We start from the raw sequence: 15,726 nt of genomic DNA, 5'->3' as shown, positions 1-15,726 counted from the left end.
CGGTGATGGCGCGGTAGGCGGCGGCGGTCGGGCCGCGTCGCGGAAGAGCTCCAGCAGCCACGCGCGCATCACCGCGCAGCGGCGCGGGAAGTCGATGTAGCTGTACGTCTCCAGCAGCACGTCCAGCCGGCCGAGCAGGCCCCGGTAGTGGCTGCCAAAGCGCGGCAGCGCCGGGTACGTGTGCCAGCCCGAGCGCGGGTCGCCTTCGTCCTTGTAGTTGCCGTACCAGAAGCTGTCGAAGCCATGGCGGCCCTGCACGGCCTTGGCGACGCGCTCCAACATGCCCCGGTTGTAGGCGCGCAGCTTGGAGAAGAGCGGCTCGTTCGAATGGGACGTGTCGAACGTCAGGTCGAAGGCGTGGATGCTGCCGTCCGTGGTGTGGCAGTCGATGAAGACATGGGGCCACCAGGTCTGGTGCAGCGCGGCCATGGCGCGCGTCTCCGGGGCTTCCTGCTTCGTGCTGTCGCGGTTGAGGTTCCAGCCTTCGCCCGTGTCGCCCAGGCGCGTCAAGTCCCGCCGCGCCGCTGGAAAAGAGTGAGCCCGAGCAGGGTGTCCTCCTGCCCGGGCTCGGGTTGCTGCCATGGATGAGACCCGCACGTTTAAGTTCCTGCCTGCGGTTGAGACCTCGGGTCCTGCGATTGAACGACCGCCGCGCAAGGGGAAATGGAGCGGCGGGCTGGAATTGCACCAGCATCACGAGGGAGGGGGCGGGAACGGTTGATCGGGCCTGCGACAGCGAATGCTGAGTCTGGAGTGAGAATTTGAGTTTGGGGTGCTTCGCGCGCTCGTGATGCCGCCTGCCTCTACCGTGATTGGGCTACCCCGCCGCAGGTGGTGCTGAATGGCGGGGGCAGGGCTCGAACCTGCACTGGGGGACGGCCGGAGAACGCTCGGCGTGAGGCTGCTGCTGAGTTTGAGTCTGGACTCCAAAAGGTCTGCGGCCGTGAGTCTAGCCGAACAGGTAGCCGAGGAGGGCCTCGCCGGCCTTCATTTCCTCCACCTCGACGGCGTTCGCCTCTTCGCGGGCGAACTTGACGGCCTGCTGCAATTTCTCCACGCGCTCCAGCAGGTCATTCATGCGCGTGGCGGGGAGCGCCCCCGAGAACTTCACCGTCTTCCAGTAACCGACGACGATGTCCTCGTAATAGACCTCCACCTGGGCCGGGTGCTTCTCGGTGGCCTCGGACTTCACGTGGTTGCGGGGAACCTTCTTCGTCTTCGCCGTCTGCACGGGCTCGGTGGCCCACAGGCCCTGCGCCGGGTCGGGAACCCACGACTCCGACGGGTCCAGCGTGGGCAGTTTCTTCACGAAGGTGTGAAGGTCCACCAACTGCTTCTCCAGGAAGAGCAGATACGTGGCGGGAACACCCTTGAGCAGGACCCTGCCATCCACGCGCACGTCCGCCTTCGCGTGACAGTTGGTGAGGTCCTTGGTGGCGGTGACGTCGAAGAGCCGGGTGAGAATCTCTTGCGTCTTCTTGAGGACGTCTTGCGTTCGTACCTGCACGCGGGTGGATTCGGGGGGGAAGCGCTCACCCTCCTCGTCGCGGGGCTGATACGTGCGGGAGATGCCGCTGAGCAACTGCGGCTTCTGGAGGTCGTGATGGGCCTGGGTCAGCTCTTGCTGGGAGCGGTTCTTGACGCCCTTCTCGACGGCGATGATCTGGTTCAGCTTCGGCATGACGGTACTTCCGATTTTTCTGAAGAGTGGGTTGTCGCCCTCGACGCAGCATGGCGTCTTGCCCTGACGTGCAATGTGGGATTCTGGCCTGTAGGGGGAATTCAAGCGGGGGCAGCTAGGCGCCGGGAGTACGCCCCATCCGCAGCCGGCCCGGTGAGCCGGACGCCCGGGCCTCGTCCGTCGCAGTGTGTGCGTCCATGGGGGTGAGCCCTCATGCATGACGTCAGCACAGCGCCGCGCCCGGAAGGTCGCGCGGAAGGAGACACGCGTCATGACGGAGCAAGAGGCCTATGTGAAGCAGATGGATGCGGAGAAGCGGAGGCTCGACGCCCGGATTGCCGAAACGGAGGCGCAGGCAGACGTCCGCCAGGCGAGCGATGAGCTCAAGGACATGTCCGGCATTCGCCGCGTCTTCGACACGTTTCGCATCAAGCTGGATGAGCTGAGCAAGCGGCAGACGCAGAACTTCGAGCAGGGCAAGGCCGAACTCCGGAAGTCCTACGACGACACCAATCAGGCCGTCATCGAGATGGATGCCAAGATGGCGCTTGTCCGTGCCGGCTACGAGCGCAAGCGTGAGGCGGAGCTTCGAGCGCTTGGCGCGCAGGTAGATGGTTGGGAGGCGTCCGTCGCGCAGTCCCGGGCCGAGGACTCACGGCTCACGCGGCAGGAACTCCAGTTCATCCGGCGCTCACTCCAGGACACGGAGTCCGCGCTGCGCCGATTGATGAGCAGCCATGGTGAGAACTGGTCGAAGCTGAAGAAGGACTTCGAGGACTCGTGGCGAGAGCTGCGGGAGCGCTCCGACAAGATTCGGAGGGGCGCGGACGTGCAGCCGTCCTCTCATGCCTGAACCTGGAGGGTACGAGGTCCGGACCGGGTGAGGTCCGGCCTCGCGCCGGGGATTGCGGACGCTGCGTCAGAACGCGCGGTTCACCGCGTAGCCGCATCACCCCAGGACTGCGCCAGCTTGCGCGTGGGTTCCTGGAAACAAAGTTCTGCCTGTGTCTTAGGTTTTCCTGCGAACGTACTCCCAAGCTTCGATGAGCCTGCGCGTTTCTTCCTGCGCCAGGGCCTGCAGCTTGGGGCCGAGCTGCGCGACCTTGTCCGGATGATACTGGGCCACCAGTGACAAGTAGGCTCGCCGTGCATCCGCGAGCGGAGTGCCGGGCGTGATTCCCAGCACCTCCCAGGCAGAAGCCACCGGCTCCGGTTCAGGCGCGCGAGGCGCTTCGGTACGAGGCTCCGGTTCAGGCTCAGGCTCCGCGTCTGGCGTGTCGTCCGCGTCGTCGGCGTCCTCGGCGGTGTCCTCGGCCTCCGCTTCTTCCTCCTCCTCGGGGGGCTCGGCGGGAGGCGCGGGCCGGTCGAAGCCCACGCCGCAGGTGGTGCACAGGAGCCGCTCCTGGGGCTCGCCGGAGGCCGAGGGAACCACGCGTGTGTCGAAGCAGTCCCCACACACGATGTTGCGGCACGACTCGCAGCGCGCGGCGGAGGGAGCGTCGTCCAGGTCCTGGCCGCACCGGAGGCAGTCGTCTGGCAGGGGGGCTTCTTCGCCACACCGCACGCAGTGGGCCCACGCGCGGTCCAAGCGGTGCTCGCACTCGGTGCACTCCAGGTCGCCACCGCTCGCGGGCTCCCAGTGCTTCGTTTCTCCGCACCACGGGCAGTAGGGCATCAGCCACGCCAGCTTCCCGGTGCAGTCATCCGCGTCGCAGTCGAACTCGAGCCGGTAGCCCTGGGCCACGGGCTCGGGCGCGTTGGCTTCGTCGAAGGACTCGCCACATGCCCAGCAGTGATTGAAGAGCGGGTGCGAGGGTGCCTCGCACGCCACGCAGACGGGGTTGCCGTGCTCGGCCCTCCATTCGACTTCGTCGCCGCAGCCAGGGCAGAAGCCCATGGCCTGCGTGACGTCCGGGTGCTGGCAGGATGACCTCGCCGCGTGGGCGGCCCGCTCGCGTTGTCCAGGCGGGGCGGGGAACGGAGGCTTGATGCCTCGCTCCGTCAGGTGCTCCCACCAGCAGGCGCGGCAGACGCGGCCCCGGGCCTTCCGGTTCTCGTGGCCGGGCGCCACCGGGCGTTGCCGGAAGTCACCGGCCTCCAGGACCTGCGTGCTCAGGCACACCTGGCAGACCGTGTCGCCGCAAACCTCGCAGCTTCCCGCGAGGCGGCGGACGCCCAGGCCCAGGATGCCGGCGGTCAGCACCTCCCTGCAGCACGGGCAGGCTCGCATGGACTTCTCTCGCGGGATGGCCGGGCCGGGATAGGGCTCGGGTTGCGGGTGGGCCCCACGCATGCCCCATCCGGCCGGCCAGGTCCAGCGCGCTCGCTCACAGCCCTGTTCGGCAAACCCAGGGAAAATAGGACGGCGGCGGGGTGGAGGAAAAGCCGGGGGTAGTGGCTTTCGAAGCCGCGTGGACGCGCTTAATCCAGGCTATATCCAGGGTTTGGGACGTCTTCGCGACGCGCCCGTGCCCTCTACACCAGGACGAACCACGTGGCCGGAAGCAGCCTCCTCACCCTGATTGATGACATTGCCAGCCTGCTGGACGACATCGCGGCGATGACGAAGGTCGCGACCCGAAAGACCGCTGGTGTGCTTGGGGATGACCTCGCCCTCAATGCCCAGCAGGTCTCCGGCGTCAGCGCCGACCGCGAACTGCCCGTCGTCTGGGCCGTCGCCAAGGGCTCGATGGTCAACAAGGCGATTCTGGTGCCCGCGGCGCTGGCCATCAGCGCGCTGGCGCCCTGGGCCATCATCCCGCTGCTGATGCTGGGTGGCGCCTTCCTGTGCTTCGAGGGCTTCGAGAAGGTGGCCCAGAAGTTCCTGCACGGCAAGGAGGAGCAGGCGGCGCAGAAGCAGGAGCGCGTCAATGCAGTGGCGGACCCGTCGGTGGACCTGGTCGCCATGGAGAAGGACAAGATAAAGGGCGCGATCCGCACCGACTTCATCTTGTCCGCCGAAATCGTCGTCATTTCGCTCGGAACGCTCACCGCCGCGTCCTTCGGGATGCAGGTTGCCGTGCTGACGGGCATCGCACTCCTCATGACGGTGGGCGTGTACGGCCTGGTCGCGGGCATCGTGAAGCTCGACGACGCGGGCCTCTACCTGATGAAGGCGGAGGGCGGGGTCAAGCGGAGCCTGGGCCGGGGCATCCTGGCCACCGCGCCATATCTGATGAAGGGGCTCGGCATCGTGGGCACGGCCGCCATGTTCATGGTGGGCGGCGGCATCCTCACGCACGGCATCGCGCCCCTGCATCACTTCATCGAGCACGCGACCGCCGCGGTTGCGGCGGTGCCAGGCGTTGGCGGACTGCTGGGCGCGCTCGTGCCGTCTCTGATGAACGCGGTGGCCGGCGTCATCGCGGGTGGCCTCATCGTTCTGCTGGTGACGGGCGCCACGCGGGCCTTCCAGTCCGTACGGGCCAAGCCGAGCTGAGCCAGGTTGCCCCTGCGTGCCCGAGTGTTCCGGGCACGCAGGGGGTGCTTCACGCGTCGGCCGTCATGCCGTTTCGTCCACCTTCACCACGAGCTTGCCGAAGTTGCGGCCTTCCAGCAGCCCGACGAAGGCCTCGGGCGCATGGTCGAGCCCGTTGACGATGTCCTCGCGGTAGCGCACGCGTCCCTCGCGCACCCATGCGCTCATGTCCCGGTAGAAATCCGGGAGCTGGCTGACGAACTCCGTCTGGATGAAGCCTCGCAGCGTCAGGCTCTTGGAGAGCACGTCGCGCATGACGAGGGGCAGCCGGTTCGGGCCCTCGAAGGGACCCGTGCTGTTGTACCAGGCGATGAGGCCGCAGACGGGGACTCTCGCGAACGGATTGAGGAGCGGGAAGACGGCGTCCCAGACCGCGCCGCCCACGTTCTCGAAGTAAACGTCCACGCCCTTGGGGCAGGCTTCCTTCAAACGCTCGGCGAAGTCCGGAGCGTGGTGGTCCACGACGGCGTCGAAGCCAAGCTCGTCACGCACGTACGCGCACTTCTCCGGTCCGCCCGCGATGCCCACCGCTCGCGCGCCCTTGATTCTGGCCAACTGCCCCACCGTCGCGCCGACAGGACCGCTGGCCGCGGCGACGACCACCGTCTCACCGGGCTGAGGCCGTCCAATCGTGAAGAGGCCCGAGTAGGCGGTGAATCCCGGCATGCCGAGCACGCCCAGCGCGGTGGAGACAGGGGCGGCGGCCGGGTCGAGCTTGCGCAGACCTTCACCCTTGGACAGCGAATAGGTCTGCCAGCCCGAGTAGGAGAGGACGATGTCGCCTTCCGCGTAGCCCGGGTGTCGGGAGCGGACGACGCGGGCGACGGTGCCGCCGACGATGACCTCGCCCAGGTCCAGTGGGCGGGCGTACGACTTCGCGGTGCTCATCCGGCCTCGCATGTACGGGTCCAGCGACAGGTACTGGACCTTCAGCAGGAGCTCACCTTCGCCGGGCTCCGGTACGGAGACGTCCTCGATGCGGAAGTTCTCCCCAGTGGGACGTCCTTCGGGCCGGGATGCGAGCACGATTCGTCGGTTGGTCAGGTCTCTCAACGGATTCCTCCCTGGCAAGTGCGGCTTCCCTAATGACCGTGCCGTGGAGCGTCAATCGAAGTGACCGGAGTGACATGCCCATACCGGTCAAGCGCGTGAGCGCTGCGCATGGTGCCCGGCTGGCTGGAATTCTCGTGGCGCCCCTTGCATGAGCAGCCTGTACGGGGGAAGACGGATGGATGTCATGGAATCCTCGCGTCATGAATTCCGACCCACGAGGGCGGGACCCGTCAGACGTCCTACGTGAGCTTCGGCGGCAACTGGGGCCTGGAATCGGGCGCCGCATCCTGTTCGCGGTGCTCGGCCTGTTCCTGCTGGTGGGGCTGATGACCAGCTACGCCCAGGTGGAGCCGGACGAAGTGGGCGTCATCCTCCGGCTGGGGCGCTTCGTGGGAACGGTGGAGCCGGGCCCGCATTTCCGGATGCCCTTCTGGGTGGACCGCATCGTGAAGGTCCCGGTGCAGCGTCAGCTCAAGGCGGAGTTCGGATTCCGCACGGAGGCCTCCCGCTCGCGCATGGGCTCTGCCTATGCGGCGGAGTCATCGGACACGAAGCGCGAGTCGCTCATGCTCACCGGTGACCTCAACGTCGCGGTGGTGGAGTGGATCGTCCAGTACAAGATCAAGGACCCGTACAAGTATCTCTTCAAGGTGAAGAACGTGGAGAGCATGCTTCGGGACATCTCCGAGGCCTCGATGCGGGCCGTCGTGGGAGACCACTCGGTGAATGAGGTCCTCACCACGGGCCGCCAGGCGGTGGCCACCCAGGCCAAGCTGCTGCTCCAGGACCTGGCGGACCGCTACGAGACGGGCGTGGACATCCAGCAGGTGGTCCTCCAGGACGTGAACCCGCCCGACCCGGTGAAGCCGTCCTTCAACGAGGTGAACCAGGCCATCCAGGAGAAGGAGCGCGTCATCAACGAGGCCTATGCCGAGCTGAACCGCGTCATCCCCCGCGCGAAGGGCGAGGCCGAGGAGGCGCTGCGCAGCGCCGAGGGCTATGCCATTGAGCGTGTGAACCGCGCCAAGGGGGAGGCGGACCGCTTCGCTCGCGTCTACGAGGAGTACCGCAAGGCGCCGGACGTCACCCGCCGCCGCATGTACCTGGAGACCGTGAGCCAGGTGCTCCGGAGCGCCGGGCAGAAGGTCGTCTTGGATGAGTCCGTCAAGGGGCTCACGCCGCTGTTGAACATGCAGGCGACCGACCCCGCGGTGTCCGGGAGCGCGAGCCAGACGGAGGGCCGCCGATGAGCCGCCTTGTCATTCCCCTTGGCGTATTGGCCGTCCTGGCCGTGGTGCTGGGCTTCTCCGCGACCTACACCCTGAGCGAGCACGAGCAGGCCGTCATCACGCGGTTCGGCGAGCCGAAGGGCGCGTCCGTCGTAGACCCGGGGCTCCACTTCAAGATGCCCTTTGTCGACACGGTGAACCGCTTCGACAAGCGGTGGCTGGACTGGCGCGGTGACCCGAACCAGATACCCACCAAGGACAAGAAGTACATCTGGGTGGACACCTTTGGTCGCTGGCGCATCGTGGACCCGCTGCGCTTCTTTCAGCGCCTGCGGGACGAGCGCAACGCGCAGTCCCGGCTCGACGACATCATCGACGGTGAGACGCGCAACACCATCGCGTCGTTCGCGCTGATTGAGGCGGTCCGCTCCACGAACCGTCCCTTCGAGGACGACGAGTACACCGCCGAGACGGAGCGGGCGGAGTCGCTGGAGCAGGTCGCCCAGGGGCGGGACAAGCTCACTCGCCAGATTCGGCTGCGGGCCGCGGAGATCGTCAAGGAGTTCGGGGTGGAGCTGGTCGACGTGCAGATCCGCCGCATCAACTACGTGGACGAGGTCCAGGTGAAGGTGTTCGAGCGGATGATCTCCGAGCGCAAGCGCATCGCCGAGCGCTCCCGCTCGGAGGGCATGGGCCGCGCGGCGGAGGTCCGGGGCCAGCGTGAGCGTGACTTGAAGGAGATCCGCTCGGCGGCCTACCGCAAGGCCCAGGACGTCACCGGCGCCGCGGACGCCGAGGCGACGAAGATCTACGCGGAGGCCTTCGGCCGGGACCCGGAGTTCTACCAGTTCATGCGGACGCTGGAGGCCTACCCGGACGTCGTGGACAGCTCCACGTCGCTGTTCCTGGGCGGCGAGTCCGAGTTCTACCGGTACCTGCGCAGCAGCTCCAAGAAGTAGGCGGGAAGGGCGGGGCGTCAACGGCATCCTGGCCGCTGATGCCCCGCTGCCGTGCCGTACTTGCGGTGATTCGTGCCGCCGCGAGCGAGGTGGAGGACTGGGCTCACTCCGCAGGTGACTGAGTGCATCTGTGCAAGCACCGCATCCGGCTGCCTGGTTGGTTTGGGCCATGAAGCGGTTGCTCCATCAAGGCGTTCACTCCCTCTGTTGCTCTGCGCCCGTTGGAGGGAGCGGTGCGGTGTCGGCGCTGCGGTGGAAGGAATCTCTGGGGCGCTGCTTCGTTCAGTGGCGCGATGCACGGGTCCTTGAAATGCAACAACGCACGCGACGCCGCGGCGGAGGCGCCTGGCGCCAGAGAAGGCGTCTGGCAGCCTGGCTACCTCCAACGGCTGCGCATCGCGCCGCCGTGGGCGCTTCTCCTGCTCACGTTCCTGACGGGATGCCCGCTCGCGGAGAACTACACCGATGAGGCCGGCCCCCGGTACAGCGGCGACCATCGGAAGCCTGATACCGTCTCCTCCGAGGCGCCCGCTTCCATCACCGTGGTGACGTTCAACTTGTCCTTCGCGGAAAAGGTCACCGAGGCCATCACCGCGCTCTCAAGGCCTCCGCTCGCGGGGGCGGATGTCATCGCGATGCAGGAGATGGACGCCGCGTCCGTCGACCGCATCGCAAGTGAGCTGGGGTTGGCCTACGTCTACTACCCTGCCTCCGTGCAGGTGGACGACGACGACTTCGGGAACGCGCTTTTGAGCCGGTGGCCCATCGTCGCGGACCGGAAAGTCCACCTTCCACATGACGACCCGTACCATCAGCGCCGCCGCATCGCGGTCCTCGCGACGTTGGACATCGGTGGGACCCTGGTTCAAACGGCCTCCGTGCACAACGCCACGCCCATCGTCGGGCTCGGCGGGCGGCTGGACCAGGCGGAGACCATCATCGACGCGATGGAGGGGACGGGACCCGTGCAGGTCATCGCCGGTGACTTCAATACCTCGGACCCGGGAAGCCTGAGGCAGATGGTGAAGCTGTTTTCCGAGCGGGACTTCCAATGGGCCTCGGAAGGCGTGGGGGACACGGTGGACTCCGTGATTGGCGGCCTCCCGCTCGACTTCGTCTTCGCCCAGGGGCTCGCTCCGCTGGAGCGCGGCGTGGACCGGCGTCCCGCGGGGAGCGACCACCATCCCGTTTGGGTGCGGTTCGCATGGCCCCGATGATGCGAGGCTTCGGCACACGGGCACTATGGGTGGGCGGGGCGCTCGTTCTCGCTCCTGGCTGTCTGAGCGGTGCGCGGAACATCGGCGCTGCGACAACCCCCGTTGGGACGACAGAGGTCGGCGTTTCATTGAACGCGCTGGCCTTCGAGCGTGGGCGGGAACAGGCGTACCTCCCCAGCCCCGAGCTCACCTTCCGCAAGGGCGCTGGCGAGAACTGGGATTGGGGCGGCCGTCTCACGTTGCTGGGCCTGGAGCTTGGAACACGGCACCGGCTCATCGAGGAGTCCCGGTGGACGTGGTCCGTCGCTCCGAGCGCGGGAATCTGGTACGTGCCCGTCACCAACAACTACACGGAGCCCGTCAATCTCCGGCTCGGCGCGCAGACGCTGCTCGACTATCGGCTGAGCCGCGCGTGGACTCTGACTGGTGGCGCATCGCTGACGGGCGCCTTCGCGGGACCGCTCACCGCCTTTCAAGGGCGGTTCAATGGCGCGAACCTGTTGCTCGCACCGGGAGGTTCACTGGGCATCGGGTATCGCTTGAGCCCCTCCTTCGAAGTGCGAGCAGAGGGGGGCCTCGAGTTTCCCCTGGGCCTGAGGGGTGGGAGCCGCCCGCCCGCCGGCTATACCGGGCTGACGTTCCGCTGGAGCCGTGCCGACCGTCGATGACGGTGCACGCACCACCAGGGCCTCCCGGAGCGGCCCTGGTGGCGCGAGCTTCAACTCACTGCATGTTGGTGACGACCTGCGTCTGACACGTGACCGGGTCGATGGACGACTGGGCCGCGTCGACGGTGCAGATGGCGCCGCCATAGGTTCCGAAGAAGACCTGCGCGTTGCAGGCGCCGGCGTTGTCCGTGACTTCCACGCGCCAGACACAGGTCTTCGAGCCAGCCGGGTTCGCCGGGTCGACCGTGTAGTAGTACTGCTGGATAACCGTTGGGGCGGGGGCGGGGGCGCCGACCTGAAACCCACCATAGGTGCTTGGGGGGACGGGGTGGGTGTTCCAGGTGCCATTGAACGAGCCCGTCAGGATCTGGATGCCCAGGTGGAGGTCGACGCCGGCCTGGTTGGAGACGAAGAAGTCTTCAACGGCAGGGCCGATGGCCTCCACCGAGGGGCCCTTCCGCACGGGTACCTGCACCGCCCCCTCACGGAGGCTGACGTACTCGCTGCGCTGGGTGAGGAAGTCGGGGAAGTCGAGTTCGATCTGTCCGGCGAAAGCGATCGACGGGGTGAGAGACAGCAGCGAGCCAGCCAGGAAACGCTTCACGTTCCTCGTCATGGACTACTCCTGTGTTGTTTGTGCGGGGTCGGCCGAAGCCAATTCCTTACTAGCACCGGTCTTGAATTGAGTTCAAATCAAAACGAGTAAGCGTGGTAATTCAGTGGATATGGATGATTGCGCCCTGGGCGTGGCGCACGTCATCGGGATGTCAGGCTAAGGGGTTGCCGCTGGGGCAAAGCAGACTTGTGGAGCGTCATGCCAGGAACGAGCGCGGGTGAGTGGGTCAAACACATCCCAGGTGGAGCGCGTGATGGGTTGCGAGTTTGTGATGCGCCGCGATGACGGCAGTGATGCCTCTCATGGGTCTTCGATTCACTGTCAGCTTCATGAGCGGTCAGGTTTGTGTGTGCTGTGATTGATCGCCACGAAGGGTGACTTCCTCGTCAGGACGAGTCCCGCCCCGAAGCCATGCCGGACACTGCCGGACTCTCCCGAGTCGTGCCTTCCCTAGTCGCTCAGCGGGATGTTGAAGCGGGCGCCCACGGAGGCAATGCCGGAGGAGTTCGACACCGGGGGCGACAAGTGAAGCTCGGTGCGCTCGTGCTGGCCTTGGCGCTCGCGCGCTTTTTCAATCTCAAGATGGATGTCTATGTGAGGGGAGCGTTGGTATCTGGTGGACCCAACCAAGCCGGACGGTCGGGAGATCGAAGACTTCTGGCGGTTCAGACAGGGGAGGCCAGTCGAGGTCGATAGGAGACTTCGGGTTCCGAGCTCTCGGCCTGGAGAGCCGCTTGATATCGAGTTCGCAGGGGTGGGGGCGACCCCTCTACTCAGTGAGCGAGCTGCATCTGTGTTTAGGAACTTGGCGCCTGGAGATATTCAGCGCTTCCCCGTGGATGTGGAGGGCGATTCGAGGCCCTATTTTCTGCTCAATGTCGCACGTCAGATTTGTTGCATCGACGAAGCGGCGCCCGAAGAGATTCAGGTTCGTACTGCGGAGGCGTTTGAGGACCGCGTTGGCGAATACCGTTCCGTTTCGGCTCTGAGGATCGATAGGGCGAAGTGGTGTAGCCCCCTGAAGCGTCGGACAGGCTCGTTCTGGCCGGAGTCACCGGGGGGGCGCGGCCCACCCTACCGGCCGGCGGTGGCAGTCGGGCGGCAGCACCTTGAGGACGCCGATGCGCTCGTGGCGGACGCACAGCCACCCACTTCTAGCGCAGCGCCGTGAGGGCCGCGCCGACCTTCGCCACCGTCACCGACACGGGCGTCGTCACCTCCGGAGCGAAGATGGCCACGCGGAGTTCCTCGAAGGCCCACCGCAGCTCCTGCGCCGCCTCCTGGTCACGCACGGTGGCGCGCCTGGCGAGGAAGGTCTCCCACAGGGGAGTGAAGGGCGCGGCCTTCCCTGCGTCTTTGCTGGGGTTCGCCACCGCACGCGACAGCCGTGCCTGGGCCGCGCGGAGGTAGCGCGGGTAGTGCAGCAGGCGCACGAAGGGAATCCACTCGATGAGGTTCGCGGGGAACAGGTGCCCGAGCTGCGAGCGGATGTCCCGCACGGCCGCCGCGCCGCTCGGTCCCTTTGATGCCGCCTTGAGTGCCGCGAGCGTCGCGGCGAGCTCCGCGGAGGTGACAACAATGGCGTTCGCCCAGTCCCGGGCCGCACTCTCGATGCGCGGTGAGCCCTCACGGACCAGCGCCTCGAAGGCCGCCTTCGTTCGGGGCAGCGGCGCACCCGGTGCGAGCTTGAACGCATCGTCGACGCTTCGTGCGAGGACGAGTGCCCGGAAGGCGTCGGCCTGGCCCCGCGCGGGCGGCGCGCCGTCCAGGGACGGGAAGGGCAGCGGCATGCGCGCGGCGCTGACGGCCACGTGTCCGCGCGCGGCGAGCATCAGGAGCCGGCGGACCCCCGTGCGCGTGGCCGCCTCGGCGGCGGAGGATGTCTCGAGCAGCACCAGGTCCACGGCAGCGCCCCGGTCGACGAGCGCGGGATAGCTGCGGACCTCGAGCCCGCCGACCCGCCGGGGGACCACGGGGGGCAGCTCGCCGAAGGTCCAGGCCGTCAGCCCCTTGCGCTCCCAGTCTGAAGGCGGTGCCGCGCTGCGCAGCGCCGCCCGTGCATGTCCCCCGTGCTGCTTGAGCAGCGCATCGGCGTCGCGGCTCCGCGCGAGCTCCTTTCCCCGCTCGTCGAGCACCCGGAGCGTGAGGCGCAGGTACGGCACCACGGCATCCGCCCGGAGGGACTCCTCCGTCACGTCCATGCCGCACAGGCGGGACACCGCACGCGCGAGCGCTGGAATCATCGGCCCGCGGAAGGGCACCAGTTCCTTCTCGAGACGGTCGACCATTTCCGGCAACGGCCCCAGCTGCTTGCGCTGGGCGCGGGGGAGCTGCTCGAGCAGGGCGGTGAGTTTCTCCCGCTGCCACCCGGGGATGGTCCAGTCGAGCTCACCCGGGACCAACTGGGCGAGCAGCAGCAGCGGCACGCTCAGGGTGATGCCGTCGTCCTCGGCCGAGGGGTCGAAGGTGTACGTCACCGGCACGGACGCGCCGTGCAGGGTGATCGCGTCCGGGTAGTGCGCCGGGGACAGGTCCGGGTCGTGTGAGAGGGCGTCCTCCATCGAGAGGACGAGCACGCCGGGGTCGGCCGCCTCGGCCTTGCGGCGCCAGACCTCGAAGCCCGCTCCGTCCGTCACGTCCGCCGGGGCGCGCTGGTCGAAGAACGTCAGCAGCGCCTCGCTGTCGAGCAGCTCGCTGCGCCGGGCCTTGTCCCGCAGGCGCGCCACGCGCTCGAGCACCTGGCGGTTCTTCTCCTGGAACGCCCCCCGGGTGCGGTATTCGCCGCGCACCAGGGCATGCTCGAGGAACATCAGCCGTGCCCGGGCGGGGTCCATGCTGGCCAGGGCCACGGGGCGCTCCTTGAAGACCTGAAGCCCGAAGAGGGTCGCGTTCTCCTTCACCATGGCGCGCGCGGACTTCTCCGACCAGTGCGGTTCGGAGTAGCTGCGCTTGAGCAGGTGGGGGGCCGCCGCCGCGAGCCACTCCGGGTCGAGCTTCGCCACGGTGCGCGCGAACAGCTGGGACGTCTCCACGAGCTCGAACGCCATCACCCAGGCAGGGGGCTTTTTCGCGAGCGCCGACGAGGGGTGAACCATGAAGCGCGTCTGCTTCGCGCCCGTAAAGTGGCGCTGCTCCGGATGCCACTGGCCGATGCGGGAAAGGAGCCCGGTGAGGAGCGCCTGGTGCAGGACGTCCCCGCGCGCCGGGGCGCCCCGGCCCTTGCGCGGCAGGCGCAGCTCGCGGACGGTCTCCTCGAGCTGGCGCTGGACGTCCCGCCACTCGCGCACCCGCAGGAAGGACAGGAAGTTGTCCCGGCACACGCGCCGCAGATGGGACGTCCCCCGGCCCTCGGCCTCGCGCACGAACGCCCACAGCTTGAGGAGCCCCGTGAAGTCCGAGTGCTCGTCACGGAAGCGCCGGTGCAGCTCGTCCGCCTTCTGCGCGGACTCGCGTGGTCGCTCGCGAGGGTCCTGCAGGTTGAGCGCCGCGGCGACGATGAGCACCTCGTCCAGGCACCCGTACTCGGCGCCGGCGAGAATCATCCGCGCGATGCGCGGGTCCACCGGGAAGCGCGCGAGCTGCTGCCCGAGCGGCGTCAAGGTGCGCTCCTTGCCCTCGATGGCCCCGAGTTCCTCGAGCACCCGCCAGCCCTCGGCGATGGCCCTCGGCTGGGGCGGGTCGAGGAAGGGGAAGTCCTCGACGTCACCGAGGCCGAGGGACTTCATCCGCAGGATGACCCCCGCGAGCCCGGTGCGCTTGATTTCCGGGTCGGTGAAGGCGGGCCGCGTGGTGAAGCTCACCTCGTCGTAGAGGCGCACGCAGATCCCCTCGCGCACGCGGCCGCAGCGCCCTTTGCGCTGGTCGGCGCTGGCCTGGGAGACCGGCTCGATGTGCAGGCGCGTGGTGCCCGAGCGCGACTCGTAGCGCGACAGGCGCGCCACCCCCGTGTCCACGACGTACACGATCCCCGGGATGGTGACCGACGTCTCCGCGACGTTGGTGGCGAGGATGACCCGGCGCTGGGGGATGGTGGCGAAGACGCGCGACTGCTCGGAGGCCGACAGGCGCGCGTACAGGGGTTGCACCACCGTGCCGCGGAGCTCGCGCGCGTTCAGGGCATTCTCGGCCTCGCGGATTTCCCGCTCCCCGGGGAGGAACACGAGGACGTCCCCATCCGGGTCGAGCGAGATCACGTTCGCCACCGCATCGGCGACGGAGTCTGCGAGCTCGGTGTCCTCGGGAGGCGGCTCGTAGAGCACGTCCACCGGAAAGGTACGGCCCTCCACCTGGATGACCGGAGCCCCCCCGAAGAACTGCGAGAAGCGCTCGGTCTCGATGGTGGCCGAGCTCACCACCACCTTGAGGTCGGGGCGCCTGGGGAGGATGCGCTTGAGCCACCCGAGCAGGAAGTCGATCGTGAGGCTGCGCTCGTGGGCCTCGTCGAGCACGATCGTGTCGTAGCGGCGCAGGAGTGGGTCGCTGTGAATCTGCGCGAGCAGGACCCCGTCGGTCATGAACTTCACGGCCGTCTGCCGGGACGAGCGGTCCTCGAAGCGAATCTGGTAGCCGACGTCCGTGCCCAGCTCCGTGCCGAGCTCGCGTGCCACGCGCGCCGCCACGCTCGTCGCGGCGATGCGCCGGGGCTGGGTGACGCCAATCTGGCGCGGGCGGCCGCGCCCCATGGCGAGCAGGACTTTCGGTAGCTGCGTTGTCTTCCCCGAGCCGGTGGCCCCCGCGACAATGACCACCTGATGGGCGGTGATGGCCGCGGTGATGTCCTCCACCCGGCTCGAGATGGGGAGCTCGGGGGGGAAGTGCAGGGTGG

The 15,726-nt window shown here is 67.7% G+C and carries 13 protein-coding genes; 8 read left to right on the top strand and 5 right to left on the bottom strand.

Annotated features, from left to right (window positions below; translation table 11 throughout):
* The first annotated feature begins 334 nt into the window (after positions 1 to 334).
* Positions 335 to 538, top strand: coding sequence for a hypothetical protein (locus tag FMQ63_RS37845; RefSeq protein WP_020478580.1), 204 nt, complete (start codon positions 335 to 337; stop codon positions 536 to 538).
* Between the two features lie 411 nt (positions 539 to 949).
* On the opposite strand, the gene FMQ63_RS10040 is transcribed toward FMQ63_RS37845, so the two are convergent.
* On the bottom strand, positions 950 to 1,681 hold the full coding sequence (locus tag FMQ63_RS10040) for a hypothetical protein (protein WP_026114162.1): 732 nt from the start codon (positions 1,679 to 1,681) through the stop codon (positions 950 to 952).
* 271 nt (positions 1,682 to 1,952) lie between these two features.
* On the opposite strand from FMQ63_RS10040, the gene FMQ63_RS10035 reads away from it, so the two are divergent.
* Positions 1,953 to 2,534, top strand: coding sequence for a hypothetical protein (locus FMQ63_RS10035; RefSeq protein ID WP_020478581.1), 582 nt, complete (start codon positions 1,953 to 1,955; stop codon positions 2,532 to 2,534).
* A 156-nt stretch (positions 2,535 to 2,690) separates the two neighbouring features.
* Here FMQ63_RS10035 and FMQ63_RS10030 read toward each other — a convergent pair whose 3' ends face one another.
* Positions 2,691 to 3,974 (bottom strand): DnaJ family molecular chaperone, encoded by a 1,284-nt coding sequence (locus FMQ63_RS10030; RefSeq protein ID WP_011553217.1) that lies wholly within the window; start codon positions 3,972 to 3,974, stop codon positions 2,691 to 2,693.
* 201 nt (positions 3,975 to 4,175) lie between these two features.
* On the opposite strand from FMQ63_RS10030, the gene FMQ63_RS10025 reads away from it, so the two are divergent.
* Positions 4,176 to 5,120, top strand: coding sequence for a DUF808 domain-containing protein (locus tag FMQ63_RS10025; protein WP_011553218.1), 945 nt, complete (start codon positions 4,176 to 4,178; stop codon positions 5,118 to 5,120).
* A gap of 63 nt (positions 5,121 to 5,183) precedes the next feature.
* Here FMQ63_RS10025 and FMQ63_RS10020 read toward each other — a convergent pair whose 3' ends face one another.
* Positions 5,184 to 6,230, bottom strand: coding sequence for an NADP-dependent oxidoreductase (locus tag FMQ63_RS10020; protein ID WP_011553219.1), 1,047 nt, complete (start codon positions 6,228 to 6,230; stop codon positions 5,184 to 5,186).
* Positions 6,231 to 6,391: 161 nt separating this feature from the next.
* Here FMQ63_RS10020 and hflK point away from each other — a divergent pair, with 161 nt between their 5' ends.
* From hflK to FMQ63_RS10000, 4 genes are all read left to right on the top strand, one after another.
* The gene (gene hflK / locus FMQ63_RS10015; RefSeq protein WP_011553220.1) at positions 6,392 to 7,462 is read left to right on the top strand and encodes an FtsH protease activity modulator HflK; all 1,071 of its coding nucleotides are present in this window, start codon (positions 6,392 to 6,394) and stop codon (positions 7,460 to 7,462) included.
* Positions 7,459 to 8,400 (top strand): protease modulator HflC, encoded by a 942-nt coding sequence (gene hflC / locus FMQ63_RS10010; RefSeq protein WP_011553221.1) that lies wholly within the window; start codon positions 7,459 to 7,461, stop codon positions 8,398 to 8,400. Before hflK ends, hflC begins: the two co-directional genes overlap by 4 nt.
* Before the next feature lie 305 nt (positions 8,401 to 8,705).
* Positions 8,706 to 9,617, top strand: a complete 912-nt coding sequence (locus FMQ63_RS10005; RefSeq protein WP_225909237.1) for an endonuclease/exonuclease/phosphatase family protein — start codon at positions 8,706 to 8,708, stop codon at positions 9,615 to 9,617.
* A gap of 128 nt (positions 9,618 to 9,745) precedes the next feature.
* The gene (locus tag FMQ63_RS10000) at positions 9,746 to 10,285 is read left to right on the top strand and encodes a hypothetical protein (RefSeq protein WP_225909238.1); all 540 of its coding nucleotides are present in this window, start codon (positions 9,746 to 9,748) and stop codon (positions 10,283 to 10,285) included.
* Positions 10,286 to 10,340: 55 nt separating this feature from the next.
* On the opposite strand, the gene FMQ63_RS09995 is transcribed toward FMQ63_RS10000, so the two are convergent.
* Positions 10,341 to 10,901, bottom strand: a complete 561-nt coding sequence (locus FMQ63_RS09995) for a hypothetical protein (protein WP_011553224.1) — start codon at positions 10,899 to 10,901, stop codon at positions 10,341 to 10,343.
* Positions 10,902 to 11,517: 616 nt separating this feature from the next.
* On the opposite strand from FMQ63_RS09995, the gene FMQ63_RS38680 reads away from it, so the two are divergent.
* A complete protein-coding gene (locus FMQ63_RS38680; RefSeq protein WP_020478582.1) occupies positions 11,518 to 12,072 on the top strand; it encodes a DUF1629 domain-containing protein in 555 nt (184 codons plus the stop codon).
* Here the strand turns inward: FMQ63_RS38680 and hrpA are convergent.
* A partial coding sequence (gene hrpA / locus FMQ63_RS09985) for an ATP-dependent RNA helicase HrpA (RefSeq protein ID WP_228556400.1) occupies positions 12,056 to 15,726 on the bottom strand: 3,671 nt, incomplete at its 5' end. The genes FMQ63_RS38680 and hrpA overlap by 17 nt on opposite strands.

The sequence above is a fragment of the Myxococcus sp. CA005 genome, from assembly GCF_006518205.1.
Taxonomy (GTDB): Bacteria; Myxococcota; Myxococcia; order Myxococcales; family Myxococcaceae; genus Myxococcus; species Myxococcus xanthus.
Note: the sequence above shows the minus strand (reverse complement) of the source record. Positions and strands in the feature narration are given on the sequence as shown.